The sequence below is a fragment of the Streptomyces torulosus genome (genome assembly GCF_001419765.1).
Classification (GTDB): Bacteria; Actinomycetota; Actinomycetes; order Streptomycetales; family Streptomycetaceae; genus Streptomyces; species Streptomyces torulosus.
The window spans coordinates 25,332-51,711 of sequence record NZ_LIRK01000151.1; the positions used below are offsets into that span (position 1 = coordinate 25,332).

Below are 26,380 nucleotides of genomic sequence, written 5' to 3' on the forward strand. Positions count from 1 at the left end.
TGCCACGACGGCGACAGCCCCGACACCGTGTCCGTGCGGCGCGGCGACGGCAAGGTCGACATCCACTGCCACAAGTGCGACGGCGACGACCAGTACCTGACCGCGATCGGATGGACTGCGGCAGATCTGTACGACGAGCCACGTGAGCGCGGCCAAGGGCCGTCCACGGCGCTGCCCCGGCCACGGCCGAAGCCTTCCCGGCCGAAGACCCCACGGGCGCGCACAAAGGCCAAGAGGCCCCTTCGTGGCGAGACCGCCAGCTACCCGTACTGCGACGAAGACGGCGTACTCCTCTTCGAGGTCGTCCGGATCGAGATCCCAGGCCAGAAGAAGACCTTCCAGCAGATCAGCGCGGACGGCTACTACGGCACGTCCGGTATCCGCCGTGTCCTCTACCGACTGCCGGGCGTCATCAAGGCCGCGCAGGCCGGTGAGATCGTCGCCGTCGCCGAGGGCGAGAAGGACGTCGAGACCCTCGCCGCAATGGGCATCACTGCGACCACGATGCCCGGCGGTAGCGGCATGGGATGGAGCGATGACTACACCCAGTCGCTGAAGGGCGCGGTCGAGGTCATTGTCATCGCCGACAACGATGAGTCCGGATTGGCACACGCCGAGACTGTCGCGGCGTCCCTCGACCGGCACGGGATCGGCTACCGCGTTCTCGTCTCCGACCGAGCGAAGGACATCACCGACCACGTCGCGGCCGGCGGAACCCTCGAAGACCTGGTGCCCGTGGAAGCACCATCAGCTGCACCCGCCACCTTCAACGACTACCTTGCGCAGCGCGGCCCGACAGATGCCGGCCTCAACGCCGTACGCCACCACAGCGCCGACGACAGCACGCGGAAGCCGGAGCCCACCCAGGGGCTGGCGACGCTGTCCGAGTCGCCCAACATGCGGCTTCCCGAAACGTTCTGGAGCAAGAGCACGCAGCTCACCGCCATCCGTGAGGCAGCCCGCCGACGGCACAACTCGCCGGAAATGCTCATGGTCATCGTCCTCACCCGTATCGCCGCGCTGTGCGGTCCAACCGTCCGCGTAGCCACCGGCGCCGGTGACCCTGCCACCTTGAGCGTCTTTGGCGCGGGCGTCGGCGAATCAGGGTCCGGGAAGGGCCGCGGCGACAAGACCGGCAGGAAGCTGGTCCCGTTCGACTACAAGACCCTCGGCGAGGACTTCGTGTCGATCGGCATCAGCACCGGTCGGGGCATCACCGCCGCCTTCCTCGCGAAGAAGGAAGTGCAGCTCGGGCACCCGGACTTCGACGAAGAAGCCGACGCGAAGGGGAAGCCGCAGGAGAAGCGACTCACGCAGGTCGCCACCCGCGCGTACGCCACCGAAGACGAAGGGTCGACGATGATGGCGGCGATCCAGTCGAAGCACGGCGCCGACATCCCCGGAACCCTGTGCAAGTGCTGGATTGGGGAGGAACACCGGCAGTCCAACGCCACCGAGGAACTGCGGCGGAGTCTCGATGCGGACAGCTACACCATGTCGATGTTCGCAACCTTCCAGCCGGAACCGGCGGCCGAACTGCTCGCTACGGGCAGCATCGGCCTGCCGCAGCGGACTCTGTTCACGCTCGCCTACCGGTCCGAGGAAGAGATCGAGGCGACCCGTGACCGGACCGAGATCACGGATGCGGACTGGGACGACTACGGCGACGACAGGCAGCAAAACTTTGTGCACGTCGCCGAGTTGATCGCGCCGGGAACCAACGGAATGACGGTCGCCAAGTTCGCCGAGAACCTCCGCGACGTGGTGATCCGGCTGCCCGTCGCGGCGCAGCGTGAGATCGCCCGGATGATCGCGGACGGCGAGTCGCGGGAAACGACCGTGCACCCGCTCGACAAGCACCGGCCGCTTCAACTCGCCAAGACCGCAGCAGTGTTCGCGCTCCTTCACGGGGAGACGGCCGTCCGCCGACTCCACTGGGAGATGGCGAACGACCTGTGGGGCGTGTCCGCCGCTGTGCGGTCCATGATCGAGGCGCTCGCCGAGACGAAGGTACGACAGGCAGCGGAGGCGCGCAGGGCGGACGCGGTGGCAACGAGCCGGGCCGTGAAGGCGGCGGAGATCGAAGTGGAGACCGGTGCGAATCCTGTCGTTGTTCGGCTGGCACGCAAGCTCGCTCGGAAGCTTCAGGCCAAGGGTCCGATGCGTTCCAGCGACGCTCAGCGCGGCCTGATCACAGGCGCCGACCGCAGGGCATACCAGGAGACGGGGGCGGACGCGCCGGTGTGGCCTGCGGTCGCCCGGTACGCATCCGATTCGGGCATCGTCAGCATCGACGGCGATGGGGTGTTCTCGGTTGTCTAGCGCTCCCGGCGGGTGGGCGCCGGCTCGCCCTTCACACTCGAACTTGTTCAAACAAGTTGCTCCGATGCAGTCGTGCAGTCGTGCAGTCATCGCGTCGGCCAGTGCAGTCATGAATCCAGGAATCCGAGTAACCGGAGAACACGGAGCGTCACACTCGGGATTCCATACAGGTTACATATGCGGACAAATTGCCCCAGTAGTGGTTACGCGTACCGCGAGGGACGGTGAAAAAGGGATGCAGTCAATGACTGCACGACTGCATGACTGCATGACTGCACTGAGAGTCGAGGCGAGCGCACACACTGCCGAAACCCGATCCGAACGGAGACCCCCATGCCCAAGGACATCGACTTCTACCCCGCACCCCGCCCGGTGTGGGTGCTGTTCAACGACGAGGAAGGCGTCACTTTCTCGCTCATGCCCGGCTGGGCAGCCGTCGAGAACGACGACGGCATCAGGTGGACGACCCTCACCCGGCAGAACCTCCACAACTTCGAAGCGGAGTCGCTCGATACAGACGAGCACAACCTGATCCGCATGTGGGACTTGGCAGTCCACGGCGCACCGACCCTCGAAGACGTCCTCGACGCGGTTCGGGCGCGGCACCACGGCGCGACGGCCAGCGAACTGGAGGCGGCCGAGGCCGACTACCGGATGTTCTTCAACATGCCGCCCGCACGGGGAAATACCGCTGAGTCTGAGGCGAAGCCGTGATCCCGCTCCCGTACCGCCAGAAGGGCGGCGCTCCCCAGGTCGGCGCCAAGGGTCCGGGCCAGACCGGTCCGTTCGGCCCGTACGGCGCCGACGACGAGCAGCTCCTCGACGAGGACCACGACCAGGACGACGAGCCCGACTGTTTCAGATGAAACACCCGCCACTGACTTCCGACCGCCGACCGGCGGCCGACCAACCCAACCGAAGGAGAAGCACCGTGACCATCACCAGCACCGACATCCGCAACCTCAACCACTGGATCGACGAAGCCACCGCCACCTACATCGCCGACCTCTGGAACACCGCCTACCCCGGCATGCGCGCCGACCTCACCGACGAGATCAAGCGCGCCACCCCCTTCGCCGAGACCGGCGACGAGAACAGCGACTACTGGAAGGGCCACCTCCTGCGCGCCAAGAACACCCGCAAGCGGCTCGCGCAGCTGGACAACGGCACCTTCAAGGGCTGCACCCGAAGCCCTGGCGGCTTCTCCGTCTCCGGCGCCCTGAGCGAGGTCAGCGCCCTCGTCCACATGCGTGCCGGTCACCTCGCCCGTCCGAACGACGGCAACGTCTACCGGCTGCTCGCCGAACTCTCCGACTCCACAGCAGCGCGGCACGCCGAACTCTCGACCCCGTCCACCGCCTGACCCCGCACGCATCGGTGGCCGCGCCTATCCGAGTTGGGCGCGGCCACCACCACCAGGATCACACCGAAGGAGAACCGGTGACCATCACCCGCGACGAGAAGAAGAAGATCCGCGAAGAACTCCGCGACCTCCGCGGCGACCTGAAGGTCTGGACGCTCAAGGCGCCCGGCTCCCACCCCGAGCTGAACGTCCTCTGCACCGAGCACCGCAGTTGGCGGCGCGGCATCACAACAGGCTGTGAGCCGTGCTGCTTCGTGGCATTCCGAGCGGAGAAGGCCGACAAGATCCGCGCCGAGATCCGCACGCTCACCAACCGGCTCGACGTCCCCGAGTCCGAGCCCGCACCGACGAGGAAGGCCACGGTCTTCACCGGCCGCGGCGAGCAGCTCGTCATGTTCGTCTGACCGCACTCGGCCCGGTCGTCCACACGGCGGCCGGGCCCGACCTGACAGATAGGTGACCGCCCATGACCAGAAATGGCCTGACGGAACTCGACGCGAAGGCCCAGGCCGTCATCCTGCTCGCGCGCGGCACGAACAGTGACAAGGTCGGCGAAACGGTCGGCGTGTCCGGGCGCACCATCCGACGGTGGGCCGAACAGCCCGACTTCAAGTCCGAGGTGGACGCGGCCCGACGGGCACTGCTCGACGAGGCCGTGCGGGCGCTCGCCGCCGCCAGCCGCGACGCCATCGCCACCTTGCACGCCGCCCTCGCCGACGACTCCCCGAACGTCCGCGTGCGGGCCGCGTCCGTGCTGTTGGGCAGCCTGCCCTCGCTCACGGAACACCTGGAGCTTTCCGAGCGGATCTCGGCCCTGGAGGCCGCCCTCGAAGTCAACCCGGATGGAAGGACCGTCGCATGAACCGTCGTCTCGGAGCCCGGCTGGCACGACTGGAAGAGGTTGCGCCGAAGTCCACCGACCCGCCGATGTGCGTGCATCACGGCCCGGCCTGCGGTCTCGGCACGGTCGAGTTGCCGGAGATCTACCGGCTCGCCGTCAAGGCGAAGCAGCGGTTGGGGATGCCGGCGCCGCCGCTGGACGAGCACCGGGTAGCGACGCCGGCGGAGGCCGCCAAATGGCGGCGGGAGTACGCCGAGGCGTTGGCCGCGGCGCAGGCCCGGAACGCGCGCGCGGAGGCCGAACTACGGGGTGAAGCGTCGTGACCAGCCACGTCGAGGAACAGATAGCCGCCCGGATCGCCGCGGCCAAGCGCAAGGTCGAGCAGGAGAAGCGGCGTCGCGCCGAGCTGGCCGCCGCCCGCCGCGCGGGGCTTGCCCGCAGGCACGCCGCCAAGTTGGCCCGCGTCGCCGAGGCCGTCGAGAACACGTCGTGGGCCGCATCCGGCGCATGACCCACCAGCCAACCCGCACCCCCGTACCAACGAGAGCAGGAGACACCGTGACCGACTTCAACGGATCCGCCTTCCAGGCCGTCATCCCCGGCGACCGGGCGCACCACTTCGTCCTCCCCCTCGACCGCAGCACGGTCCCGCCCAAGACCCTCGCCGCGGTGGAGGCCGTAGAGAAGGCGGTCAAGGCCGCGGCCACCACCCGCGAGAAGAAGCCCCACGACCTCGACGCGCAGCGGGCCGCAGCCGACACGGTGCGTACGGCGGTGCACGACCTGTACGACAGGGCCGCGTCGACGAGCCGGGCCGACCGGCAGCACCACGAGGAGAACTACGCGTACGCGACGGCCAAGTTCGTTCGCGCGATCGGTGAGGCGCAGGCTGCACTTCAGTTGCTCGCCGACCACGCCCTTCAGGCCGACAACCCCGGCGGCGTCGGCTTCAAGGCCAACGAGCGGTCCACGTCGCCGACGGTGGCGCGTCTGCGGGTGATCGCGGACGCGTTGACGAACCTGCCGGCCGTGCCCGAGCTGGGCTGAGGGGAGCAGCAGTGGAGCGGAAGACGAGGACCAGGAGGGCCACTCCTGCGGAGCGGCACGCGGCCCGTGCCCTGGGCCAGCCGGAGCCCGAGGAGGTGATCGAGGACGTGACCCCGACGGCGGACCTGATCGTCGAGCGGATGACGGCACCACGGAAGTCGGCGAAGCCTCGCGGGATGCAGACCGCGGATTGGTATGCGATTCGTGCCCGTGGAGGTGACGGGCCGGAGGCCGCCTGAATTCATCATCTGCGGAATTGTGCCCGGTCGCCAGCTCGGTGGCCGGGCACCGTCGCGTTACGGCTACGCGTGAGACTTTCGCCGCCGGTACGACTTCTGACGACAAGCGGGCGAGCAGTACCGGGAGTCCGCCCGCCCGGTCGTCACTGGCTCGCCGCACGACTCGCACGGCTGGCCGCTCCCCTTCCCGCCGTTACGTTTACGCGTGAGGGACGTAGAGCAGGAATGCGAGCACGTCACCCGCTTCAGTAGCGGGTCGCTGGCCCGGACGACCAGACGCCCGCACGCCGCGCACGGCGCTGGCGGCTGCTCGGCGCCCCGGCCGACGAGGCGGTACCACTCGAAGTGCGGGCGCTGGCGGGTTGTCGCGGCGGCCGTCACGGATCGGCCGTCCATGGTGAGCCAGCCGCGCCGGAAGCAGGGCTCACAGATCAACTCCCGTACGCCCCACCGCCGGCGCCCCTTGGATCGACTGCCCTCGACGAGAAAGCCGGAGCCGGTGAACTCGGCGTCGCACATTGGGCAGACGGCCGGAGACTGTTCCTCACTCATAGCCGTAACGCTACTCGGGCAGGAGGCGTCTGTCACGCGTAGCCGTAACAACTGCGTGACGGGGTCCCGGAGTCGAGTCCTCGCAGTCCTGACTAGAGATAATCTTCCTTCTTATGAGCCAGAGTTCAGGGGTAGATGCATCCGGCAACAGCCTTGCGACCGCCGCTTCCGGCGGCCAGATCTTTCAACGGGTGAGCTTTCAACGGATGACAGACGACAACAGCCTTGCGGCCGTCGTCTCTAACGAGAGCCCCGCGCTCTCCGGTGCCGCACGCGAAGCCCTCGCCGCCGGCACCGCCGACTCAACACGGCGCGCCTACTCCGCCGACTGGACCGAGTTCACCGCCTGGTGCGCCAGCAATGGACATACCCCGCTGCCCGCCACTCCCGAGGCGGTCGTCGAGTACGTCGCCGCGCTGACGACCATCCCGCGCCCCCGGACCGGGCGGCCGTACTCGCCCAGCAGCATCGAGCGGGCCGTCGCCGCCATCCGCACCGCACACTCCGCCGCGAACGTCCCGCCGCCGTCGACCAAGGGGGCCCGCATCATCCTGCGCGGCTACCGCGACCGGCTCGCCCTCGCCAAGGACCCCGCCGCCAAGCCTCGCCGCGCGCAGCCAGCCGTGCCGACCGCGCTCCGCGCCATGCTGGCCACCCTCGACCGGGACACGCTGATCGGGAAGCGGGACGCCGCCCTTCTGCTGCTCGGGTATGCCACGGCCGCCCGCGTCTCGGAGCTGGTCGCCCTCGACCTGGCCGACGTCCCCGAGTCCGAGCACGGCATCGAAGCCTCGCTCTATCGCAAGAAGATCAAGGCGTTCAGCGACACCGCCGTGCCGTATGGCAGCAACCTCGCCACCTGCCCGGTGCGCGCCGTCCGTGCCCTGCGGGAGGCCCTGGCGGAAGTGGGCCGGACTGAGGGCCCGCTGTTCGTCCGGATCGACCGTCACGGCCGTATCGCGCCGCCGATGTACCGCCGCGGCGTACCGATCGGTGACCCGTCCGGTCGGCTCACCGCGCAGGCCGTTGCCCAGATCGTCGAGCGGACCGCCGCAGCGGCCGGCCTCGAAGGCCAGTGGACCGGCCACAGTCTGCGCCGCGGATTCGCCACCGCCGCCCGCAAGGCCGGTCACGACCTCGTACGGATCGGCCGGCATGGCGGATGGGCCGACGGCAGCAAGGCCCTGCTCGGCTATCTCGAAGACTCCGACCGGTGGGAGGACAACCCCGTCGCCGGGACGGGGCTGTAGACGGCGACGTTGCGCACGGAGGACGCCCACCACGAACCGCCCTGCATGGTCGGCGTCCCCGTCGCATTCAGCCCGGCGGCGATGGCCCGCCAACTCCGGCCGGCCGCACGCTCGCCCGCGATACGGGCGCGAACCTCCGACGGCACCGGCTGCCCTCTGCGGTGAACGTGGCGCACGCCTCTGCGGCTCCTGAGCCGGTCGGCCTCGACGGCCGCGGCCTGGAGCACGGCGTCTTCCCATGGGCCGAGCCGTAGGGTCGCCGAGATCCGCTCGGCCACCTCGACGGACGGCGGACGAACTTCTTCCTCCAGGGCCTGCACGAGCCCCTTCGAGGTCATGGCGGCCTCCGCGAGAGCCTCGCGGGACAGGCCCGCCCGTAGCCGCGCGGCGACCAGTGCCGCGCCGAGGCCGGCCGGGAGCGGTGACCAGCGGGGGGAAGTGGTGGATGCCATGTCCCACAGCTTTCACTAGGCAACGAATCAAAGGTGTGATGCGCCTCTAGCCTACGAATCGTAGGGCCGTTGGGGTATCCTCCCAAGTAGGACGACCGAGAAACCGCAGCCAGACCCATGACCGTGATGGTCACCCGGACGCGATGTCCACGGGCCAGAGCGGCGGAGCCAGGCGACAGCAGGACGGCCAGATGGGGGCCGCCCAGCGCTAGACCGTGATGGGAACGCCAGGGCAGGACGGGCGGGTCACTCGGGCCCGCGCGCGGTGCGTCTGCTCCCGCCAGCCCTCACGCCCGCCAGGGGTCCATCGTGCGTTCCTTTTCCGGCCAGCTGCTGCGCGCTCAGCGCGTCCGCTGCGGCCTCTCCGTCGCTGACCTCGCGGCCCGTACAGGGCGTTCCCCTTGGGTCGTCTACGACTACGAGACCGGCCGGGCCCAGCCCCCGCTCAGCGTCGCGGACGCACTCGCCGACGCGGTGGGCGTCAGCCTCGACGTGCTCCTCGCCGACGACCGCCAGGCGGTGACCGTCTGATGGCCGGCGCCTTTCGCATAGCCGAAGGTTTTGTCGAGGTCACGGCCGACGAGTCGGGCTACGACCGGGCGATGCAGCGGCTGAAGAACAAGAAGAACACCGTCGGCGTCGAGGTCGTCCTCGACGACAGGTCCGCGCTCGCCCAGATCGGCCGCATCACCGCGGACCGCGTCCTGAACGTCCGCGTCGACCTCGACAAGACGGCCCTGTCCCGGCTGAGGATGCAGGACGTCGAGGTGTCGGTCCTGCCGAAGATCTCTGACGCCGCCTACCGCCGCGTACAGACCCAGCTCGACCGGCTCACCGCCGAGCGCGTGGTCAACGTTCGCGCCTCGGTCGACACTCGGGTGGCTGCGCAGGAGATCCGCAATCTGCTTCAGCGCCGTCAGGTGCGGATTGGTGTCGACGTCGACACCCGTGTTGCCGCGGACTCGCTGGCGAACCTGACCCGACGGCGCACCATGACGGTGCAGGCCCGCGCGGACACCACGGCCGCCACGAACAGCCTGCGGTTCCTCACCCGTGACCGGACCGTCAACGTCCGCGCCAACATGTCGGGCCTCGGCGCCCTCACCAACCTCGCATCGAACGCCGGGGGCGCGGCAGGCAGCGTCGGCATGCTCGGCTCCCGGTTCGCCGCCCTCGCCGCTGCCGCACTCACCGCTCTCCCCGCCGTCGCCTCCCTCAGCCAGGCCATCGTCTCGATGGGGCCTGCTGCCGCTGTGGCCGTTCCCGCGCTGGGTGGGCTGCTCACCATGGGCGCCGCTCTCGCCGTCGGACTGCGCGGGGTCGGCGGAGCGTTCAAAGCCGCGTCCGAGGCAGGCACCCAGACCGGCGCCAAGGTTGCTGGCGCTGCACGCGCTTTGGAGTCCGCGCACCTCAACGTGGCCCGCGCCGCCCGCGCCCTGAAGGAGGCCGAGACCGACGCGGCCCGGCAGATCGCCGACGCCCAAGCGCGGGTGAAGGACGCCGCCGAGGACGTCCGTGACGCCGAGGTACGGGCCGCCGCCGACCGCAAGGCTGCACTGCGCCGGGTCGCCGATGCCGAGCGGGACCTGGCCGACGCACAGAAGGACGCCAAGCAGGCCCAAGAGGACCTGAACGAGGCTCGGAAGGAAGCGGCCGAGCAGCTCGAAGACCTCAACAGCCGCCTCGCCGGCGCGCAGCTGGACGAGCGGCAGGCCGTCCTCGACGTCACGGACGCGGAGAAGGACCTTGCCGCGGTCAAGGCCAAAGGCTCGAAGGCGACCGCTGAGGAGTTGGCGCAGGCCCAGCTCGACTACGAGCGCGCGGTGCAGCGGCTGCGTGACCAGCAGACGGAGACGGCCCGGCTCCGCGAGGAGACCGCCGAGGCGAACCGGGCGGGCGTCGAGGGTTCCGACACCGTCCGCGACGCACAGGACAGGCTCGCCGGCTCACAGCGCGCGGTGAAGGACCGCACGCGGGACGTTCGTGATGCGCAGGTCGAGGCCGCGCAGGTCGCCAAGGACGGCGCCGAGGCGGTACGGGACGCGCAGCAGCGCCTCGCCGACGCGCAACGTGGTGTCGCCGACGCGCAGATAGCCGCCGCCCGCCAGGTACGGAGTGCGCAGGAGTCCCTCGCTGACGCGCAGCGCGCGGTGACTGCGGCGACGGAGCGGGGCGCTGCGGCCACCGACAAGTACGCGGAGGCCATGGCGAAGCTGTCGCCGAACGCGCGGAGCTTCGTCACCGCCGTACGGGACATGGGCCCGGCGTTCTCGGCCCTGCGGATGGAAGTCCAGGACCGGCTATTCCGGGGTCTCGGGGAGTCGTTCACCCGCATGGCGACGGCTTCGCTGCCGGCGCTGCGGTCGGGGCTCGGGGGGATGGCCGACGTCCTCAACCGCATGGGCCGCGGCCTGATGGACACCTTCACGCGGCTCGCCAATCAGGGCCTGTTGAAGCGCATGTTCGACGGCTTCACGGCCGGTATGAAGCCGCTCGAAAAGGTCCCCGGCCAGTTCTCGGAGATGTTCGTCAAGCTCGGCATCGCCGCCGCGCCCGCTATGAAGCGCGTCTCGACGGCGATCGGGAACGCCTTCACCCGCGTCAGCGGCAAGCTCGATAAGGCGTTCAAGTCCGGGGCGCTGGAGAAGGCCATCAACAAGGCCCTCGACGTGGCGGTCGCGTTCGGCAAGGTCCTCGGGGACGTCTTCGGGACCGTCGGCAACATCATGGGCGCCGCCAGCAAGGGCGCCGGCGACGTCCTCGGCGGGCTCGGCGCCACGTTCAAGGAACTGCGGCGCATCACCGCAATGCCGGAGATCCAAGAAGCCCTCACGAGCATCTTCAAGGCCCTCAACGACATCGGAAAGCTCGTCGCCATCACCTTCGGCGCGGTCCTCCAGGCCGTCCTGCCGCTGCTGGCGAAGCTCGCCCCCGTGGTGTCGGAGCTGGCCCGGAAGTTCGCCCCCGTCCTGGTGCTCCTCGCCGACACCCTCGGCAAAGCCCTCGGCCCGATCATCGACGCGCTGCTGCCGGTGGTGTCCGACCTCGGTGACATCCTCGTGCGGGTCGTCCGTATGGTCCTGCCGCTGCTGAAGCCGATCGGTGACCTGCTCGGCACGGTGGTGAAGGCGCTGGCGCCGGTGCTGCCGGTCGTCGGGAACATCGTGACGACACTCGTCGGCGCCCTGGTCAAGGGCCTTCAGCCGGTGATTGCCGCGCTGATCCCGGCGGTGGCGACGTTCGGGAAGTTCCTCGGCCAACTGGCGCCGCTCCTCACGCCGCTGTACCAGGCGTTTGCGCCGCTGGTGCCGGTCCTCGGGCAGATGGCCGCCGCGCTGATCAACCTGGCGATGCAAGTGATTACGCCGCTGCTGCCGCTGATCGTCCGTCTGGCCGGCCTGATGTCGGGTCTGCTGGCTGGTGCGATCAACACGGTGGTGCCGGTCATCACGACCGTCGTGAAGTGGCTGACGACGTTCGCGGAGAAGGCCGCCGAGGTCGTGAAGTGGGTGGTCGACAAGTTCCGGTGGCTGTATGACGTGCTGGTCGGGCACAGCATCATCCCGGATTTGGTGCGGGACATTGTCCGCTGGTTCACGTCGCTGTGGACGAACACGAAGCGGATCTTCAATGTTCTGAAGGACTGGCTCGTCAAGACCTGGCGCGACTTGTGGTCGGGCATCCGGGAGCGCTGGAACAACTTCTGGTCGGGGCTGCGGACGTCGATGTCGAATGCGTGGCAGTCCGTCCGCAACAGCGTGACGAACCTGCGGACGACGGTGTCGAACGCGTGGAACGGGCTGTGGAACGGCGCCCGCGACAAGATCACGTCGATCTTCTCCACGATCCGCGACCGGATCAGTTCCTTCAAGTCGGCGATGCGGGACGCGTTCACGGCGCTGCGGGACAGCCTGGGCCGGATCTGGGACGGCGTGAAGGGGAAGATCGCCAGCCCTGTCCGCTACGTGGTTTCCCAGGTGTACAACGGCGGAATCCGCCGCATGTGGAACGCCATCGCCGGAAAGATCAACTCCAATATCACGCTGCCCACCATCAAGCTCGGCTTCAACAAGGGCGGCGTCGTCCCCGGCCACGGGAACAGCGACACCGTCCCCGCCATGCTCACCCCCGGCGAACGCATCCTCTCCACGCAGCAGGTCGCCCAACTCGGCGGGCACCGAGGCATCGACGCGATGCTCGGCCAGGACCGGCCCACCCAGACCGGGGGGAACCCGAGCAGGCAGGAAGAGCGCCGCCGTCAGCAGGGACCGGTGCAGCACTTCGACGAAGGCGGCATCGTCGGCAACATCACCTCCGGGCTGGGCAAACTCGGCGACGCCGCCTCCTGGGCGAAAGACCTCGTCGTCGGCGGGCTGAAAGAAGCCGCACAGAAAGCACTCCGGTCCCTGGTGCGCCCACTCATCGCCCGCATCCCCAACACGGGCATCGGGAACCTCCTGCGGGGCCTGTCGAACAAGGCAGTCGACGGAATGATGGGCTGGTTCACCAAGGAAGACAAGAAAGCCGTCGGCGGGCCCGGCGTACAGAAGGCGTTGTCGTGGGCGCGCACACAGGACGGCAAGCGGTACCAGTGGGGCGGCAACGGCAACCCCTCGTGGGACTGCTCCGGGTTCATGTCCGCCATCGAGTCCGTGATCCGTGGGCAGCGACCGCACCGCCGGTGGGCGACCGGCGCGTTCGTCGGGAACAACGGCCCCGCCGGATGGGTCCGCAACCTGAACTCCCCGTTCATGATCGGTATCACGAACGCGGGTGTCGGCCACACCGCAGGCACGATCGCAGGCGTCAACGTCGAGAGCAGGGGCGGGGACGGTGTCATCGTCGGGAAGCGGGCCCGCTCCTACAAGGACAGCCTGTTCACCAGCCGGTGGGGTTTCGCGCCGGCCGCGAAGTTCGATTCGGGTGGCCTGCTTCAGCCGGGGGCGACGATGGCCATCAACAAGACCGGGAAGCCGGAAGCTGTCCTTACGGCCGAGGAGCACGCCGCGTTCCGGAGCATGGTCCGCAGCGGAGGCAGTTTGACCGTGACCTTCGGAGACGTCGTGATCCGGGATGCCAACTTGACCAGCCCGGCCGACCGGAAGCGGGTCGTCAACACGCTGATCGGCGACATCAAGGAAGGCCTCCGGAACTTCGACAGGGCACGCGCATGACGACCCAACCGCCCGCCCTGCGCTGGCCCCTTCCCGGCCCCTCCATCGGCGTCACAGGACAGCCAGTCGTCTGCCCCGAGTGCGGGGAGCGGGAGCGTCTGCTGATCGGTCTCGACCTCGACGACCACAGCGACGAGCCCTCGTTCATGGCGTGCCCCGCCGGGCACCGGTGGCTCGAAGCGGGAATGCCGCGCCATGTCGGGGCGCAGCTGCTGGCGGATGCCTTCGACATCGACCCGAGCCTGTACGGGCGGCTCGACGAGCTACGGGACGTGCACGGGGGAGAGGAGCCGGGGACGTGATCGCCGACATCACCATGCCGCCCATGTTCAAGGCCGGCATCATCATCAAGTGCCCCGTGTGTGGGCGGGACGACGAGTTGCAGCTGACGGCGGACACGTCGGATACGAGTGAGACGGCGGCGTTCGTGAAGTGCGATGCCGGGCACCAGTGGGCCGAGCCGCGGGTGACCCGCCGGTTCGCCGCCGAGGTGTGCGAGATGCTGGCGAAGAACCACCCGGAGGTCATCACCTGGGTCTGAGCGTCGGAGCGCGCCCCTCCACGGCCGTAACGACCGCGCTGGCCACCGCCAGGGGTCCGCACTACTGCGGACCCTTCAGCGAAGCGCCTCGATGGCTCGCAGGACCAGGGCGCGCGCCTCCGCCCCGTACACCGCCATACCGCGCAGATGCTCGAACGCCTTCGCATACTGGGCGATCTCAGAGGGCTGCGTGACCTGGACGCGGGCCGCCAACAGTTCCACCGAGACAAGCGCCTCGTCGTACATGTGGAAGGTCTCCTGAGGCCACAGAGGGCGGTCCGGTGTCGCGCTGGGGATGATGCCCAAGGAGACCGCCGGCAGCGCGCCGGCCGTAAGCAGGTAGCCGAGTTGCGCGGCCATCGCGTCACTGTCGCCCAACTGGTAGTAGAGCACTGCTTCTTCAACGACCATGGCGAACCGGTGCCCAGGTTCGTGGATGATGCGGGAGCGTTCCAGCCGCGCGGCAACGGCTTCTGCTACATCGTTGGGAATGTCGCGGAACCTGGTGATCGAGGACAGCAGCCCCAGCGCGTACCCCTCGGTCTGAAGCAGGCCAGGGACCAAGGTGGGCGAGTAGATCCGGAACAGCTTCGTCGCCTTGTACAGCGGCACGTAGCTGTTCTGTAGCTGCTTCAGGCCGGTGCGGACCTTGCGCCGCCATTCCATGTACATCGACTCGGCGGTGCGGGACTGGGCGATGATGTCGGCGGCCTGATCCGCCGCCCCGCACGCCTCGCACCATCTGCGGATGTCGTCGGCCGAGGGCGGCGTGCGCGCGCCTTCGATCCGATACGTCTTCGGGTGGCTCCAGCCGCAACGCACGGCCAGCTCAGACCCGGTGATCCCAGCGTCGGCGCGGAGTTCCTTCAGCCGCCCGGCGACTGCTTCGCGGGCGGCCTGGGCCGATGAGGACGGGGAGATGGGCATGAGCTGGCCTGGTCACCTTCGCGCTAGCTGATCGTGTACTTCTCGTGCGGGACAGCGCGTGCCCACACTGCCTCGAAGGCTTCGGCGCACAGCTTCACTGCGGCCGGATCCTCGCTGATCTCGCCGCCTCCGGAAGCGCCTTCACCAGTGAAGTGGTTCCACCGGATCAGGCGGTCGTCGATCAGCCAGAAGTCGTTGCCGGGCAGAGCGAGATCGGATGCCTGGCGCCGGGGCAGCCACCTCACCTGCTCGCCCGCAGCGATGTTGGTGAAGGTGCCGTCGTACAGGAAGCGGGTGTACTCGCTGACGGGTTCGGAGACGATGCGGGCTCGGCGCACGACGACCCCGCGGGCGACGGTCTCCTCGATGAGGTCGAGCCATGGCCGCCACCAGGAGGCCCGGTCGGCTGGGTCGTGGCGGAAGCCTGCTCGCCATTCGGCGAACGGTCCCATCTCGTAGTCGACGGCGTAGGAGTCGCGCATCTCCAGGTGGACGGCGGAGCGTTGCGCCGCTCCGAGCAGTTCATCGAACGTCGGCACGCTCGACGGCATCGCACGCCTCCCTGATCATGTCCACCATCCTGGCGGGGATGCGGATGACGGCCTCGTGGTCCGGGATTCCCTTGGCGTGGCCGGGAACCTCGAACGCGGCACACGTTGCTTCGAGTTCGGGATCGGGCTTCCAGCCTTGGAGTACGAGTTCCTTCTTCTCTTGGTCGACCCACACGGTGGGGCTTTCGCCGTCTCCAGTGTTGGGGTCGATTCCGATGAACTGTAGGTGCACGGCCGCCTCCGTCGCGTGGTGTGTTCAGCGATGTACACCACCGTCCTGTGACGGTGATGACTGGTCAAGGCCGCCTCGTACTCGCGTGTACATCGGTGCACATTGCTGGAGGTGGTGCACAACGCGCTCCTAGCGTCGGCAGACACGACAAGGCCCCGGCGAGGTGGCTGCCTCCCGAGGCGTGGCCGACGCTACGAGGAGCGCCGACATGACAACTTCTACCACCCGCCCGGCCCAACAGACCACGGCGGAACAGCCGATCACTCTCGGCCTCCCCCTCGACGATCCGCAGCCGCCCGAGGACTGCGGGGTGTGTGCCGCGCTCGTGAAGCAGCGCGCCGAGGCCCGCGGGCGAGGAGACATGTCGAAGGTGTCGGATCTGAACGTCGAGATCCGGAGCCATCACGCGTCGCGCCCCCGGAAGAGGCGGTGACCGTGGAGACCCGCGAGAGCACCGAGACCGGTAGCTCGTTCCAGTGGTGTGCGTGGCACCAGGGCTACACCCGCACCGCGCGCCTGGTACGCGACCCTGCGGACCAGGGTTCCGGGGCCGGCGCACCCAGCCTGTACGCGTGCGCGCCGTGCCGCTACGCCCTCGACCTCGTCCCGCTCGGTGGGCAGTCGTGAGCGCGGCCACGGTGCCGACGGTGTGGGCCCTGTCGCGGCCGGTACGGGACGGTGTCCGCTGCCTCCGCTGCTCCCTGCCCCTCGACGACGAGCGGGTGCCCGCCGGGATAGCCCGCGGCTACTGGGGGGCCCATGATCTGAGCGTCACCGTGTACGCGCATCCGGCGTGTATGAGCCCCCGGCCTGGCGGCTGAGCACCCCCGGCGGAGCCGCCAGGCCGGGCATGACGAAGGCCCCCGTCCTCGACGATCGAGGCGGGGGCCGTTGTCGTGCTTCAGCGGGCGCCGGCCTGGTGGGTGCGGCGCCAGGCGTTGTGGGCTCGGCGGCCGACGCGGAGCCGGAGCTTCTTGCCGAGGCAGCGCGGGCACATCCGGGTCTTGTCGCGGTGCTCGATCTCGCCGAGGCCGCCGCACCTGCGGCACGGGGCGAAGGGGCGGACGGCGCAGAGCACGGCGTAGCCGCCGAGCCACAGGACGGCCGCGGCCATAGCGATCAGCATCAAGTCTCTCCCTCTCGATTCCGGCCGATTGCCGGGGTTCCAGCGGTGCCCCTGCTAGACGCTAGACACCTGCTCAGGGGCCGTATTGGGCGCTAGTGGGGGTGCTAGACCTAGCGGGGCGGGGTGCTAGGTCTAGCGGCCGTTTCGGGGCTCAGGCCGCGAGCCGGTCGGCCTCGCGGCGGGTGACGGCGGCGACCACGTCGGCCCGCTTGATGCCGCGCCGGTTCTTGCCCTCGCCGTCGTCGGTGGTGCCCCATACCTGGTCGGTCTTGATGCCCCACGCCTTGACGGTGGTGGTGACGTTCTCGCCCTTCCACTCGCCGTACACGTCGGGGCGGAGCTGGGCGAGCCGGTCGGCGAGCCGCTCGCACCACACGGCCTTCTCCTCCGGGCCCATGACGGCCAGGACGTCGCCGAGGACGTCCATGCCGACGGTGGCGGACGGGCCTTCGCCGAGGGCGTGGCCGGTGATGTTGCCGTACTCCTCGCGCATCTTCCGCGCCCGCGTCACGATCTGCTCGGCCTTGGGTGCGTCGACGAACGCCGAGGCGACGATGCGCGGGTCGTCGCCCTCGCCGGACAGGTAGCAGATGCCGAGGTCGCGGCGGCTGAACATGGTCGCCCGGATCCCCGACTTGTACGCCCCGGTGCCGAGCACCATGTCGTTGGCCTGGTGGTTCATCACCTTCAGGCAGAACCGCAGGACGGCGTTCGCGGAGATACCGGTGGGCAGCGACTTCGAGTCGGGCCGCTGGGTGGCGAACATGCCGATGATGCCGAGGGCCGGGCCGCGCTTGGTGATGTCGGTGCAGATCGATTCAATCTCGGCGCCGTGCTTCTCGTGCTCAAACACGACCTGGCACTCGTCGATGCCGATGACGATGGGGTGCAGGCCGAGGCTCTTGTCGTTCGCGAGGGCCGGGGTGACCTTCGATTCGGGGCAGCGGGCGTGCGGCAGGCCCTTGATGACCTTGGCCCGGCGGCGCAGCTCCTCCTTGACCTCGCGGAGCGCGTGGAGGATGTACTCGATGTCCTCGTCCTCCTCGCCGGCCCGGTAGCGGTGGGCGACGGGTTCGAGCGCGCGGAGGTCGCCGGTGCCCTTCAGGTCGAACGGCAGCAGCCACGCGCGCGGGTCGAGGGCGGCGATGAGCATCAGCAGCCTGAGCAGGAACGTCTTGCCCATGCGGGGGATGGAGCCGATGACGATGGAGGCGAACATGAGGGTGACCTCGACCCACCGCATCCGCTGGTCGTTGCCGAAGATGACCGGGCGGAAGAGGTCGACCTGCCCGTCCTTGAGCAGCGGCCATGCGGGCTTGGTGGTCTCGTTCATCGGCTTGTCGCCGACCCACAGCACCAGGCGGCCCTCGTGCTCGTTCTCGTCGCCGGACGGCCATACGCAGCCGACCTTGCGGCGCAGGCCGGACGCCAGCTGCTCGCGCTTCTCCATGATGTCGTCGGGCGTGACGCCGTAGGGAAGGTCGAGGTCGGCGCGGTAGCCGGGCCCGTCGCGGACGATTTCGCTGGTGAAGCGCATGCCGTCCATGTCGCCGCCCTTCTTCAGCGCGGCGGAGATCTTCGGGTTACCGATGGAGTCGAGGCCGCGCAGCACGATCGTGCCGGTGAGCTTCTGCAACTCGGTGCGCATGACGGCCGGCCCGATGACGGGGGCATCGGGCTGCTGCCCGAAGTAGCCGAGGGTCATGACCCCGCCAGCGGCGAACGCCCACAGGAACGCGGGCGCCATCACGTACAGCCACAGGGCGAAGCCGAGGCCGAACACCGCGGCGACGACGAGGACCAGGCCGCGAAGTCGGACGCGGTTGCCGCGGAGCCGGGCCAGATGCAGGTACTCCTCGACGTCCTCGGTACGGACGGCGTGCCCGCGAAGCGGTGCGGCCTCGCGGTCCCACAGCCACCGGTTCGTCTCGGCGACGAAGCGGCAGGCACCGCGCGGGGCCATGACGGTCAACTGGATGCCGTACCAGGGCAGGCGGAGCCCGTGGTAGGCGGTGGCGTAGCCGAGGCGGCTGCTGGTGTGACGGGCGGCCGTGCCGAATTCGGTGCCGTCCTTCAGCCAGGCGGGGAGGATCGGCCGGCGCTTCTCGTCGGTGACGCCGGGCTTGGGCAGGTTCGGGTTGTCGACGGGCACCGGGGCGGCGGGCGCCTCGGGTGCGTCGGTGCTGGCGGATACGACGGTGTCCGTCACGATGGTCTCTCCGGTCGTTCTGATGGGACGTTCGGGGCCTGGGGGCGGCGCTGCTGTGGAGGCTGGACGCCGTCCCCAGGCGTGGTCACTTCTTGGTCTTGCGGCGGGCGGCCTGCCGCTCGATGCGCTCGACCTTGCGCTTCAGGTCGCTGATGTCGACGCCGTCACCGGCCGCGCCGCGCTTGGCCATGCGGGCGGTCAGGGCGACGACCCGCAGCTTCTCCGTCGTGGTGAAGTCGGCGAAGCGGATGTCGGGGTTGTCGGCCATCACTTCTCCCCGTTGGTCTCGGCCATGACGGCGGCGATGGCGGCGTGCGCGCGGGCGGCGTTCGCCCAGGCGGTGCTCGCCGCAGCGAGGTTGGACACGATGGCGCGCTGGTCGGCGTGGTGGGCGGCCTTGTCGGTCTCCTCAGCGAGGGCGGCGGCCCGGTTGGCGGCGGTGGTGGCCTGGTCGATGTGCTGCTGGCGGGTCACGGGTTCCTCCGGGGGTTGTGGGCTCGGCTGTTCCGGCCCCACCGCGCCCCCGCAACCGTGCTCATATCGACACGGTTGACGGAGGACGGAAGGGCAGGTCAGCGGCCCTTGCGCTGCATGTCGCGCCACATGTCCCGCAGGACGAGGACGACGATCGCGCCGACGCCGCCGAGGATCGCCAGGGCGAGGGACGCGAACGCGATGCCGACGCCCCCAACGCACACCGCGCACGCGATGCCGATCCATTCGCCGGTCGAGCGGCCGGCCTTGCGGTGGTCGTGCTGGCACTGGGGTGCGGGCGCCTGCGCCTGCTGCTGGGTGGCCAGCTTCGCCAGCTCCATCGCGGCGAGCGCCAGCTGCACGGCCGCGGTGTCGGTCTCGGCGGCGCGGACCGCGGCCTCGGCCTTCTCCACGGGGTTGAGGTCGGTCACCGCGACCACCTCCTCGGCCGGGCGAGGAGACCGGCGGCGAACGCCAGGATGACCGGCTGGGCAACCACGGCCGTGACGACCGTGGACGGCACGGTGACCGGCAACCCGAGGAGCAGCCCCAGCAGGGCGAGGACGGCCCCGTAAGCGAGCGGCTTCATGATCCGGCCTCCCCCGTGAACAGGGTCGCGGTGACCACTTCGCGCCGCAGCTCGGCCGCTTCACGGCGGCTCAGCCCGTACTCCTCGCGAAGCTTGTCGATGGTCACCTGCCGTCCGGTGGAGGCGACCAGCTCACGGTTGAGCTTCGAGGCCCGTCGCCGCAGCTCGGACGGGGTGAGGGCGATGACCTGGGTGACCACTTCGCGGGGGGTGTCAGCGGGTACCGCGCTGGTCACCTTCTCGGCCTCGGCGTGATCTGCAAACGGGTCCTCGTCGTCGAGGGCGGGTGACCACTCGTCGTACGGGTCGGTGACCGGCTCCGGCTCCTCGGGGGTGGGCCAGTCGATGTATCCGTTCGTGCTCCCGGACGGCATCCAGCTCTGCCGCGAGTGGTCGAAGACGTACGTCGTCTTCGGCTCGGGGAGCGCCACGATCGGAAGCAGGCGGACACCGGCGGGGACGATCTCCGGGGCCTCGGTGAGGGCGCGGGGCTGGTCGTCGTCGACGCGCTCCACGGTCACCTCGGCGGTCACCTCGGGCTCGGTCTCCGGCAGGGAGACGTGTCCGGATCCGGACACGTCCGTCAGGTCGCGTCCCGCGAGGGCCTGATGGATCTGCCGCATGAGCGCGCCGAACGCGAGGAGCGCGGCCGACGGGGGAACGGCGGCCACCACGTAGTCGAGCGGCTCGGCGGCCTGGCCGACGCCGGCGACGTTCAGGGCGATCGACGAGCCGGAGCCGACGACCGTGAGGCCGATCGCCCATGGGTCGACGGTGCCCTTGAGGGCGGCGCGGAGCATGAGCAGTTCCCCAGCGACGATGAACAGATCCAGGGTCGCGGGCCAGGCCCACGCCCGGATCTCCTTGTCCTCCATGCCGTGGGCGAGGGCGACCTCGGCGAGGTGCGCGTACGACAGCCAGAACGCGGCGGCCGTGAGCGCGACGATGACGAGGCCGGCCGCGATGGCGAGGGCCCGTGACGGGTTGGTCTTCATGCTTCGCCCACCTCCGTGGGGGCGGCGGCGCGCACGACGAGGTGCGCGGCGAGGGTGACGCCTTCACGGTCACGGCGCTCGTTCGCTTCGAGCAGCGCGGCCATCAAGGCGGGGACGGAAGGGAGTCGCCGGGCCGACCGGGCGACCGCGCGGAGGGCGGCCATTTCGGTCGGGCGGGCGATACGGGAGCGGCCGGCCATCAGCGCGGCCTTTGCTGGGTGCGCCGGTTGGCCTCGGCGACCTTGCGGGCCAGTTCGGCGCGCTCGGCGTCGGTCAGGGCGGTCATCGGACCTCACCCCCGTCGAGGACCGTGGCGAGCTGGTCGGCGAGGCCGCGCAGTTGGTCGGCGTACGCGTCGAGGCGGGCCGCCAGTTCGTACGCGGAGACCGGGTCGAGGGTCCGGCCGATCGCGGACACGGACACGCCGGGCGTACGGCCCCCGAGACCGGGGGTGGTGTGCTCTGCGAACGGGGACTGGACGAGGCTGGCGGCGGTGATGTGCTGGCCGTGGAAGGCGAGGACTACGTCCGGGCCCTGGTGGAGGATGTCGGCGCGGTGTCCGCCGTCCTCGTGGCGGCCGATGCACCAGGCGGGTTCGGGCAGGGTGACGGGGCCGTGGTCGAGGGTGTGCACGGTGATCGTGCGGGGCTCGGTCACCGCTGCTCACCCCTCGCACGGACTTCGTCGCGGGAGAGCTGCTCGTCGCGGGTGCGGGGGCCGTCGACCCAGCAGAAGGGGCGGATGCTGGCGGCGGCCTTGAAGACGCGGATGGCGGTGCCGGGGGTGGCGTGGGGGAGGCCGTAGACGCGTCCGCCGTTGAGGGAGGCGAGCATGCGGGCGGCGTGGTGCTGGCAGCCGTCCGCGCCGGCGTTCTTGGCGTCGAGGACGGTGACGGTGGGCGGGCCGCTGCACGGGGTGGGGTCCTCGGGGTGCGCGGCCGGGCAGCGTTCTCCCAGGTCGTTCAGCTTCCCCGATCGGGTAACCGGCTCGGAGTCGAGGGCGCGCAGCAGGATCCGCAGGGCCTCGGCGAGGCCGCCGTGCGCCTGGGCGTAGGCATAGATGTCGTAGCCGCTGGTGTTGCCGTAGTCGGCGAGCATGCGCTGCGCGACACGGATCGCGGTGTCGAGGCCGCTCGGCTCGGGGAGGGCCGGGGGCAGGGCGCCCGGCGTGGTGGTCTTCTCCATCAGGCAGCCACCCCCGCCAGAACCTCGCCAGCGGTCGGGACGACGTCGACCAGCTCGACCTTCAGCGAGGGCGCGCATGCCTTCATCGGCACGGGGCCGAGACCGAGGCGCTTGTACGTGGCGGTGATGGCGGCGAGGTCCGGGGTCTGCCGGGAGGACGGGGTGCGGAAGATTCGCCACGTGCCGTAGATACCGGCGGGCAGCTTGTCGAGGACCTTCTTCGCGGCGCGCTTGCTGCGGTCGGCGCGGCGGGCCTGGTCGGCGGCGCGGTCGTACTCGCGGGCGGCGGCCTCGATGGTCTCGACGGCGGGGATCTCGTCGGCGGTGTAGAGGCCGGCCGGGTCCGGGGCCTCGACGACGACGGGCGTTTCGGTCTGCTCGACGAGCGTCGCGGGGGCGACGACGGAGCGGACGGCGTCGGCAACCGTGCCGAGGATGCCGCGCACGGTGCGGGCAGTGCGAGGGGACATGAGAAGCTGAATCACAGCGGACTCCTGTTGCGTCAGGCTGTTCCGTCAGGCCCTCGGCTGGTGCTGGTAACACCGCCGGGGGCCGCTTTCGTGAGAAGCGTCTCAGCTCAACATTCGACCTGGCGGTCGCCTGCGCGGTCCTCGGAGCCTCCGAGCGGATCGATCCACGGGTGCTCTCCGACATCGTGATGATCGGTGAGCTGGGACTCGACGGGAGGGTCCGCCCGGTGCGGGGCATCCTGCCCGCTGTCCTGGCCGCCGCAGAGGCCGGGTACGAACAAGTGGTCGTGCCGGAGTGCTCCGCGGCGGAGGCATCCTTGGTGCCCGGGGTGTCGGTGCTGGGCGTTCGCACCTTGCGACAACTGATCGCCGTGCTCGCCGATGAGCCCGTGCCGGACGAGGAGCCCGACGAGGGACGTCCGGATCCCCTGCTGGCGGGGCTGCGTATGCCAGGCACGGGCGCCGCCACCGGTATGCACACCACGGGTGCCGCCCAGCAGGACCAGGGCCACGACCTGGCAGATGTCGTCGGGCAGCTCGCGGCGCGGACCGCGGTCGAGGTGGCGGCAGCGGGTGGACACCACCTCTTCCTGGAAGGCCCACCGGGCGCAGGGAAGACGATGCTCGCGGAGCGGCTGCCGGCCATCCTGCCGGAACTGGGCCGGGAGGAGTCCTTGGAGGTCACGGCTGTCCACTCGATCGCCGGGCTGCTGCCGGCGGGAAAGCCGCTGGTCGATACGGCGCCCTACTGCGCGCCGCACCACTCGGCGACGATGCAGGCCCTCGTCGGGGGAGGCCAGGGCGTCGCGCGGCCCGGCGCGGTGTCGTTGGCCCACCGAGGGGTGCTCTTCCTCGATGAGACTCCCGAGTTCAGCAGTCAGGCGCTGGACGCCCTGCGCCAGCCATTGGAGGCCGGCCACGTCGTGATCGCGCGCAGTGCCGGGGTCGTCCGGTTCCCGGCGAAGTTCCTCATGGTGCTTGCCGCCAATCCGTGCCCGTGCGGGCGTTTCTCCCGGACCGACGACCTGTGCGAGTGCCCGCCGGCCTCGATTCGCCGGTATCAGGCCCGGTTGTCCGGGCCGCTGCTGGACCGGGTCGATCTGCGTGTCGAGATCGACCGGGTCACCCGTTCCGAGCTGACCCAGCGAGGCGCCCGAGGCGAATCCACGGCGACGGTGGCAGCCCGGGTGCGCGCGGCCAGGGAACGAGCCGCGCTGCGACTGGCCGGCACGCCGTGGCGCACGAACAGCGAGATCCCCGGGCGTGAGCTGCGCAGCAGGTGGCATGCGGCGCCCGGTGCCATGGACGAGGCCGAGCGGAGCCTGGAGAGGGGCATCCTGACGGCGCGGGGACTGGACCGGGTTCTGCGGGTCGCCTGGACGATCTCGGACCTCGTCGGCCACGAGCGTCCCGATGCAGCGGACGTCAACCTGGCTCTGCAACTGCGCACCGGCGTTCCGCGTGGAGTGCCCATGGCGATCGGAGCCCTGGTATGAAGCCGGAGCACCGCGACGCGCGGGTGGGTGGGCCATGACTGGTGGCGGCGACTCGGACGCCGAGCGGGTCGCTCGGGCCTTCCTCGCCCGTGTCATCGAACCCGGGGACGAGCTCGCCGGGCGATGGCTACGGGAACTGGGAGCGGCAGAGACCGCGCGGCGGCTTTCCGAGGGTGGTGGGCCGCTGCCGGGCGCGTCGGAGAAGCGGTGGGCGGGGCTGCGGTCCCGCGCCGCACGCGCCGACCCGGAGGAAGACCTCGCACAGGCCCGAGCGGCCGGCGTCAGGTTTCTGGTGCCCGGGGACGTGGAGTGGCCCGGACAACTGGATGATCTGGGGGACGGGAGGCCGGTCGGGCTCTGGGTGCGGGGGACGGCCCATGCCCGGATGTGGGCCCTGCGGTCCGTGGCCGTCGTCGGGGCCAGGGCCTGCACGGAGTACGGGGCGCACATGGCGGGCGTCCTGGGGGCGGGGCTGGCCGAGCGCGGCTGGGTGGTGGTGTCCGGCGGCGCCTACGGCGTCGACGGTGCCGCTCACCGGGGCGTGCTCGGGGTCGGCGGGGCCACCGTCGCCGTGCTGGCCTGCGGGGTGGACCGGCCGTATCCACGGGGCCATGCCCAGTTGATCAACAGGATCGCCGAACAGGGGCTCGTGGTGGGGGAACTGCCGCCGGGGGAGCATCCCACCCAGAGCCGCTTCATCCTGCGGAACAGGGTCATCGCCGCCCTCACCAGAGGCACCGTGGTCGTCGAGGCGGCCCACCGCAGCGGCGCCCTGGTCACCGCGCGGGCCGCGCAGCGGCTGGGGCGGTTCACGATGGGCGTGCCCGGACCGGCGACCTCGGCCCTGTCGGCGGGGGTGCACGAACTGCTGCGCGGCGACGCCGTGCTCGTGTCGGACGCCGCGGAGATCGTCGAGCTTGTCGGCGACATGGGCGAGCTGGCGCCCGCCAAACGGGGCCCGGTCCTCCCGCGTGACCTGCTCGAACCCGGTGCGCGACAGGTCCTAGCCGCGCTGCCGGGGCGGGGCGCGGCGGCCGTCGACGCGGTGGCCAGGGGCGCCGGAACGACCGTGGACGACGCGGTCGGGAGACTGTACGAACTCCGCGCACTTGGTTACGTCGAACGACACGGCGACAGCTGGAAGTTGACACGCCAGGCGATGATCTCCGTTTCTTCGGATCGGAGGCCAAGTTGACCGTGCGTGTTCGGCCGTCCGGGGGAACGCCGACAGCCTTGCGGTTTCCGGTAGTTGGGCCCGGCGCCTCCGTCACGCAGTGCGACCGGCGTGACCTCGGGGTGCTCCCAGCGGAACGTATCTGCGCGCGGGTGATCCCTCGACCTTCGCGCACTGCGACTCCCCAGTCACGCTACGCTCACGAGGATTCCGACTCAGACAGGCATCTCGACATCAGACCGACAGCTCACCCAGGCACCCCCAGTTCACGGCAGAACGGCACAAGGCGACGAATGCCCCAGCACACCTCCGGGTCTGACCGGGCGGCGGTACCGTCCGCCGCTCGCGGCACCGTGCGCCCGCCCGCCCCCTCGACACTCGACGAGCTGTGGCGGACGTACAAGACGACGAACGACGAACGACTGCGCGAGCAGCTGATCCTCCATTACTCACCCCTGGTGAAGTACGTCGCGGGCCGGGTGAGCGTCGGCCTGCCGGCCAACGTCGAGCAGGCGGACTTCGTCTCCTCCGGGGTCTTCGGGCTCATCGACGCGATCGAGAAGTTCGACATCGATCGGGAGATCAAGTTCGAGACGTATGCGATCACCCGGATCCGGGGCGCGATGATCGACGAACTGCGCGCGCTGGACTGGATCCCGCGCTCCGTGCGGCAGAAGGCGCGCAACGTGGAGCGGGCCTACGCCACCCTGGAGTCCCGCCTCAGACGCACCCCGTCCGAAGGGGAGGTCGCCGCCGAGATGGGTATCCCGGTCGACGAACTCCACTCCGTCTTCAGCCAGTTGTCGCTGGCCAACGTGGTGGCCCTGGAGGAGCTGCTGCATGTCGGGGGCGAGGGCGGTGACCGGCTGAGCCTGATGGACACGCTGGAGGACACCGCCGCGGACAACCCGGTCGAGGTGGCGGAGGACCGGGAGCTGCGGAGGTTTCTGGCACGGGCGATCAACACGCTGCCCGAGCGGGAGAAGACCGTCGTCACGCTGTACTACTACGAGGGGCTCACCCTCGCCGAGATCGGCAACGTGCTCGGGGTGACGGAGAGCCGGGTGAGCCAGATCCACACGAAGTCGGTGCTCCAGCTGCGGGCCAAGCTGGCGAGTTTCGGCCGTTGAGCCGCGGGGCCGCTGGGGCGCCGGGGTAGCGGGGGCCGGGAG

General features: G+C 70.1%; 34 protein-coding genes and 1 pseudogene. 20 read left to right on the top strand and 15 right to left on the bottom strand.

Annotated elements, in window-relative coordinates; genetic code table 11:
* The first annotated feature begins 33 nt into the window (after positions 1 to 33).
* From AOK23_RS11420 to AOK23_RS11465, 10 genes are all read left to right on the top strand, one after another.
* Positions 34 to 2,322 carry a YfjI family protein gene (locus AOK23_RS11420; RefSeq protein WP_157878003.1) on the top strand — a complete coding sequence of 763 codons (2,289 nt, stop codon included), beginning with the start codon at positions 34 to 36 and terminating at the stop codon, positions 2,320 to 2,322.
* Positions 2,323 to 2,655: 333 nt separating this feature from the next.
* Complete coding sequence (locus tag AOK23_RS11425) at positions 2,656 to 3,036, top strand: hypothetical protein (protein ID WP_055712616.1); 381 nt, start codon at positions 2,656 to 2,658, stop codon at positions 3,034 to 3,036.
* A complete protein-coding gene (locus AOK23_RS47780) occupies positions 3,033 to 3,188 on the top strand; it encodes a hypothetical protein (RefSeq protein ID WP_157878004.1) in 156 nt (51 codons plus the stop codon). Before AOK23_RS11425 ends, AOK23_RS47780 begins: the two co-directional genes overlap by 4 nt.
* A 65-nt stretch (positions 3,189 to 3,253) precedes the next feature.
* Positions 3,254 to 3,685 (top strand): hypothetical protein, encoded by a 432-nt coding sequence (locus AOK23_RS11430; protein ID WP_055712617.1) that lies wholly within the window; start codon positions 3,254 to 3,256, stop codon positions 3,683 to 3,685.
* A gap of 77 nt (positions 3,686 to 3,762) precedes the next feature.
* Positions 3,763 to 4,089, top strand: a complete 327-nt coding sequence (locus AOK23_RS11435; protein WP_055712618.1) for a hypothetical protein — start codon at positions 3,763 to 3,765, stop codon at positions 4,087 to 4,089.
* Positions 4,090 to 4,151: 62 nt separating this feature from the next.
* Complete coding sequence (locus tag AOK23_RS11440) at positions 4,152 to 4,547, top strand: hypothetical protein (protein WP_055712619.1); 396 nt, start codon at positions 4,152 to 4,154, stop codon at positions 4,545 to 4,547.
* On the top strand, positions 4,544 to 4,849 hold the full coding sequence (locus tag AOK23_RS11445) for a hypothetical protein (RefSeq protein ID WP_055712620.1): 306 nt from the start codon (positions 4,544 to 4,546) through the stop codon (positions 4,847 to 4,849). The genes AOK23_RS11440 and AOK23_RS11445 overlap by 4 nt, the downstream gene beginning before the upstream one ends.
* Positions 4,846 to 5,037: a hypothetical protein gene (locus AOK23_RS11450; protein ID WP_055712621.1), complete on the top strand. Its 192-nt coding sequence runs from the start codon at positions 4,846 to 4,848 to the stop codon at positions 5,035 to 5,037. The genes AOK23_RS11445 and AOK23_RS11450 overlap by 4 nt, the downstream gene beginning before the upstream one ends.
* Before the next feature lie 47 nt (positions 5,038 to 5,084).
* Positions 5,085 to 5,573, top strand: a complete 489-nt coding sequence (locus AOK23_RS11455; RefSeq protein WP_055712622.1) for a hypothetical protein — start codon at positions 5,085 to 5,087, stop codon at positions 5,571 to 5,573.
* 997 nt (positions 5,574 to 6,570) lie between these two features.
* Complete coding sequence (locus AOK23_RS11465) at positions 6,571 to 7,614, top strand: site-specific integrase (RefSeq protein ID WP_063791320.1); 1,044 nt, start codon at positions 6,571 to 6,573, stop codon at positions 7,612 to 7,614.
* Here AOK23_RS11465 and AOK23_RS44845 read toward each other — a convergent pair.
* On the bottom strand, positions 7,557 to 8,066 hold the full coding sequence (locus AOK23_RS44845) for a helix-turn-helix domain-containing protein (protein WP_079049423.1): 510 nt from the start codon (positions 8,064 to 8,066) through the stop codon (positions 7,557 to 7,559). The genes AOK23_RS11465 and AOK23_RS44845 overlap by 58 nt on opposite strands.
* Before the next feature lie 309 nt (positions 8,067 to 8,375).
* On the opposite strand from AOK23_RS44845, the gene AOK23_RS11470 reads away from it, so the two are divergent.
* From AOK23_RS11470 to AOK23_RS11485, 4 genes are read left to right on the top strand one after another with little or no spacing between them, the layout of a single operon-like run.
* Complete coding sequence (locus AOK23_RS11470; protein ID WP_240496354.1) at positions 8,376 to 8,597, top strand: helix-turn-helix transcriptional regulator; 222 nt, start codon at positions 8,376 to 8,378, stop codon at positions 8,595 to 8,597.
* The gene (locus tag AOK23_RS11475; RefSeq protein WP_055712625.1) at positions 8,597 to 13,240 is read left to right on the top strand and encodes a hypothetical protein; all 4,644 of its coding nucleotides are present in this window, start codon (positions 8,597 to 8,599) and stop codon (positions 13,238 to 13,240) included. The genes AOK23_RS11470 and AOK23_RS11475 overlap by 1 nt, the downstream gene beginning before the upstream one ends.
* The gene (locus tag AOK23_RS11480; protein ID WP_055712626.1) at positions 13,237 to 13,542 is read left to right on the top strand and encodes a hypothetical protein; all 306 of its coding nucleotides are present in this window, start codon (positions 13,237 to 13,239) and stop codon (positions 13,540 to 13,542) included. The genes AOK23_RS11475 and AOK23_RS11480 overlap by 4 nt, the downstream gene beginning before the upstream one ends.
* A complete protein-coding gene (locus AOK23_RS11485; protein WP_055712627.1) occupies positions 13,539 to 13,781 on the top strand; it encodes a hypothetical protein in 243 nt (80 codons plus the stop codon). The genes AOK23_RS11480 and AOK23_RS11485 overlap by 4 nt, the downstream gene beginning before the upstream one ends.
* 75 nt (positions 13,782 to 13,856) lie before the next feature.
* Here the strand turns inward: AOK23_RS11485 and AOK23_RS11490 are convergent, their stop codons facing one another.
* Genes AOK23_RS11490 through AOK23_RS11500 form a run of 3 tightly spaced genes read right to left on the bottom strand, consistent with a single transcriptional unit; the run spans position 13,857 to position 15,491 of the window.
* Positions 13,857 to 14,708 (bottom strand): helix-turn-helix domain-containing protein, encoded by an 852-nt coding sequence (locus tag AOK23_RS11490; RefSeq protein ID WP_055712628.1) that lies wholly within the window; start codon positions 14,706 to 14,708, stop codon positions 13,857 to 13,859.
* Between the two features lie 23 nt (positions 14,709 to 14,731).
* Positions 14,732 to 15,259 (bottom strand): DUF6879 family protein, encoded by a 528-nt coding sequence (locus tag AOK23_RS11495; protein WP_055712629.1) that lies wholly within the window; start codon positions 15,257 to 15,259, stop codon positions 14,732 to 14,734.
* A complete protein-coding gene (locus AOK23_RS11500; RefSeq protein ID WP_055712630.1) occupies positions 15,231 to 15,491 on the bottom strand; it encodes a hypothetical protein in 261 nt (86 codons plus the stop codon). The genes AOK23_RS11495 and AOK23_RS11500 overlap by 29 nt, the downstream gene beginning before the upstream one ends.
* Before the next feature lie 208 nt (positions 15,492 to 15,699).
* Here AOK23_RS11500 and AOK23_RS11505 point away from each other — a divergent pair, with 208 nt between their 5' ends.
* Genes AOK23_RS11505 through AOK23_RS47785 form a run of 3 tightly spaced genes read left to right on the top strand, consistent with a single transcriptional unit; the run spans position 15,700 to position 16,312 of the window.
* Positions 15,700 to 15,924 carry a hypothetical protein gene (locus AOK23_RS11505; protein ID WP_055712631.1) on the top strand — a complete coding sequence of 75 codons (225 nt, stop codon included), beginning with the start codon at positions 15,700 to 15,702 and terminating at the stop codon, positions 15,922 to 15,924.
* A complete protein-coding gene (locus tag AOK23_RS11510; RefSeq protein WP_055712632.1) occupies positions 15,921 to 16,118 on the top strand; it encodes a hypothetical protein in 198 nt (65 codons plus the stop codon). The genes AOK23_RS11505 and AOK23_RS11510 overlap by 4 nt, the downstream gene beginning before the upstream one ends.
* A complete protein-coding gene (locus AOK23_RS47785; RefSeq protein WP_157878005.1) occupies positions 16,115 to 16,312 on the top strand; it encodes a hypothetical protein in 198 nt (65 codons plus the stop codon). Before AOK23_RS11510 ends, AOK23_RS47785 begins: the two co-directional genes overlap by 4 nt.
* Before the next feature lie 80 nt (positions 16,313 to 16,392).
* Here the strand turns inward: AOK23_RS47785 and AOK23_RS11515 are convergent, their stop codons facing one another.
* The 11 genes from AOK23_RS11515 to AOK23_RS11560 all read right to left on the bottom strand — a co-directional run bounded on the left by AOK23_RS11515 (position 16,393) and on the right by AOK23_RS11560 (position 22,538).
* A complete protein-coding gene (locus AOK23_RS11515; RefSeq protein WP_055712633.1) occupies positions 16,393 to 16,617 on the bottom strand; it encodes a hypothetical protein in 225 nt (74 codons plus the stop codon).
* Between the two features lie 151 nt (positions 16,618 to 16,768).
* Positions 16,769 to 18,826 carry a cell division protein FtsK gene (locus AOK23_RS11520; protein WP_055712634.1) on the bottom strand — a complete coding sequence of 686 codons (2,058 nt, stop codon included), beginning with the start codon at positions 18,824 to 18,826 and terminating at the stop codon, positions 16,769 to 16,771.
* 85 nt (positions 18,827 to 18,911) lie between these two features.
* Positions 18,912 to 19,094: a DUF6257 family protein gene (locus AOK23_RS11525; protein ID WP_055712635.1), complete on the bottom strand. Its 183-nt coding sequence runs from the start codon at positions 19,092 to 19,094 to the stop codon at positions 18,912 to 18,914.
* Positions 19,094 to 19,300 carry a hypothetical protein gene (locus tag AOK23_RS11530; RefSeq protein ID WP_055712636.1) on the bottom strand — a complete coding sequence of 69 codons (207 nt, stop codon included), beginning with the start codon at positions 19,298 to 19,300 and terminating at the stop codon, positions 19,094 to 19,096. The genes AOK23_RS11525 and AOK23_RS11530 overlap by 1 nt, the downstream gene beginning before the upstream one ends.
* Positions 19,301 to 19,398: 98 nt before the next feature.
* Positions 19,399 to 19,731 carry a hypothetical protein gene (locus AOK23_RS11535; RefSeq protein WP_063791323.1) on the bottom strand — a complete coding sequence of 111 codons (333 nt, stop codon included), beginning with the start codon at positions 19,729 to 19,731 and terminating at the stop codon, positions 19,399 to 19,401.
* Positions 19,728 to 19,889 carry a hypothetical protein gene (locus AOK23_RS48420; RefSeq protein ID WP_169800292.1) on the bottom strand — a complete coding sequence of 54 codons (162 nt, stop codon included), beginning with the start codon at positions 19,887 to 19,889 and terminating at the stop codon, positions 19,728 to 19,730. Before AOK23_RS48420 ends, AOK23_RS11535 begins: the two co-directional genes overlap by 4 nt.
* Complete coding sequence (locus AOK23_RS44020; protein ID WP_063791321.1) at positions 19,886 to 20,884, bottom strand: DUF2637 domain-containing protein; 999 nt, start codon at positions 20,882 to 20,884, stop codon at positions 19,886 to 19,888. The genes AOK23_RS48420 and AOK23_RS44020 overlap by 4 nt, the downstream gene beginning before the upstream one ends.
* A complete protein-coding gene (locus AOK23_RS11545) occupies positions 20,881 to 21,084 on the bottom strand; it encodes a hypothetical protein (protein WP_055712638.1) in 204 nt (67 codons plus the stop codon). The genes AOK23_RS44020 and AOK23_RS11545 overlap by 4 nt, the downstream gene beginning before the upstream one ends.
* Positions 21,085 to 21,166: 82 nt before the next feature.
* Entirely contained in the window at positions 21,167 to 21,541 is a 375-nt protein-coding gene (locus AOK23_RS11550) for a DUF6907 domain-containing protein (protein WP_055712639.1), read from the bottom strand.
* Complete coding sequence (locus AOK23_RS11555) at positions 21,538 to 22,068, bottom strand: hypothetical protein (protein ID WP_055712640.1); 531 nt, start codon at positions 22,066 to 22,068, stop codon at positions 21,538 to 21,540. The genes AOK23_RS11550 and AOK23_RS11555 overlap by 4 nt, the downstream gene beginning before the upstream one ends.
* Positions 22,068 to 22,538: a hypothetical protein gene (locus AOK23_RS11560; RefSeq protein WP_055712641.1), complete on the bottom strand. Its 471-nt coding sequence runs from the start codon at positions 22,536 to 22,538 to the stop codon at positions 22,068 to 22,070. Before AOK23_RS11560 ends, AOK23_RS11555 begins: the two co-directional genes overlap by 1 nt.
* A gap of 74 nt (positions 22,539 to 22,612) precedes the next feature.
* Here AOK23_RS11560 and AOK23_RS11565 point away from each other — a divergent pair.
* From AOK23_RS11565 to whiG, 3 genes and pseudogenes are all read left to right on the top strand, one after another.
* Positions 22,613 to 24,034: pseudogene (locus AOK23_RS11565) on the top strand (YifB family Mg chelatase-like AAA ATPase); the annotation flags it as partial.
* 34 nt (positions 24,035 to 24,068) lie between these two features.
* Positions 24,069 to 25,229 (top strand): DNA-processing protein DprA, encoded by a 1,161-nt coding sequence (gene dprA / locus AOK23_RS11570; RefSeq protein WP_055712643.1) that lies wholly within the window; start codon positions 24,069 to 24,071, stop codon positions 25,227 to 25,229.
* A gap of 272 nt (positions 25,230 to 25,501) precedes the next feature.
* On the top strand, positions 25,502 to 26,338 hold the full coding sequence (gene whiG / locus AOK23_RS11575) for an RNA polymerase sigma factor WhiG (RefSeq protein WP_055541821.1): 837 nt from the start codon (positions 25,502 to 25,504) through the stop codon (positions 26,336 to 26,338).
* Positions 26,339 to 26,380: the final 42 nt, after the last annotated feature.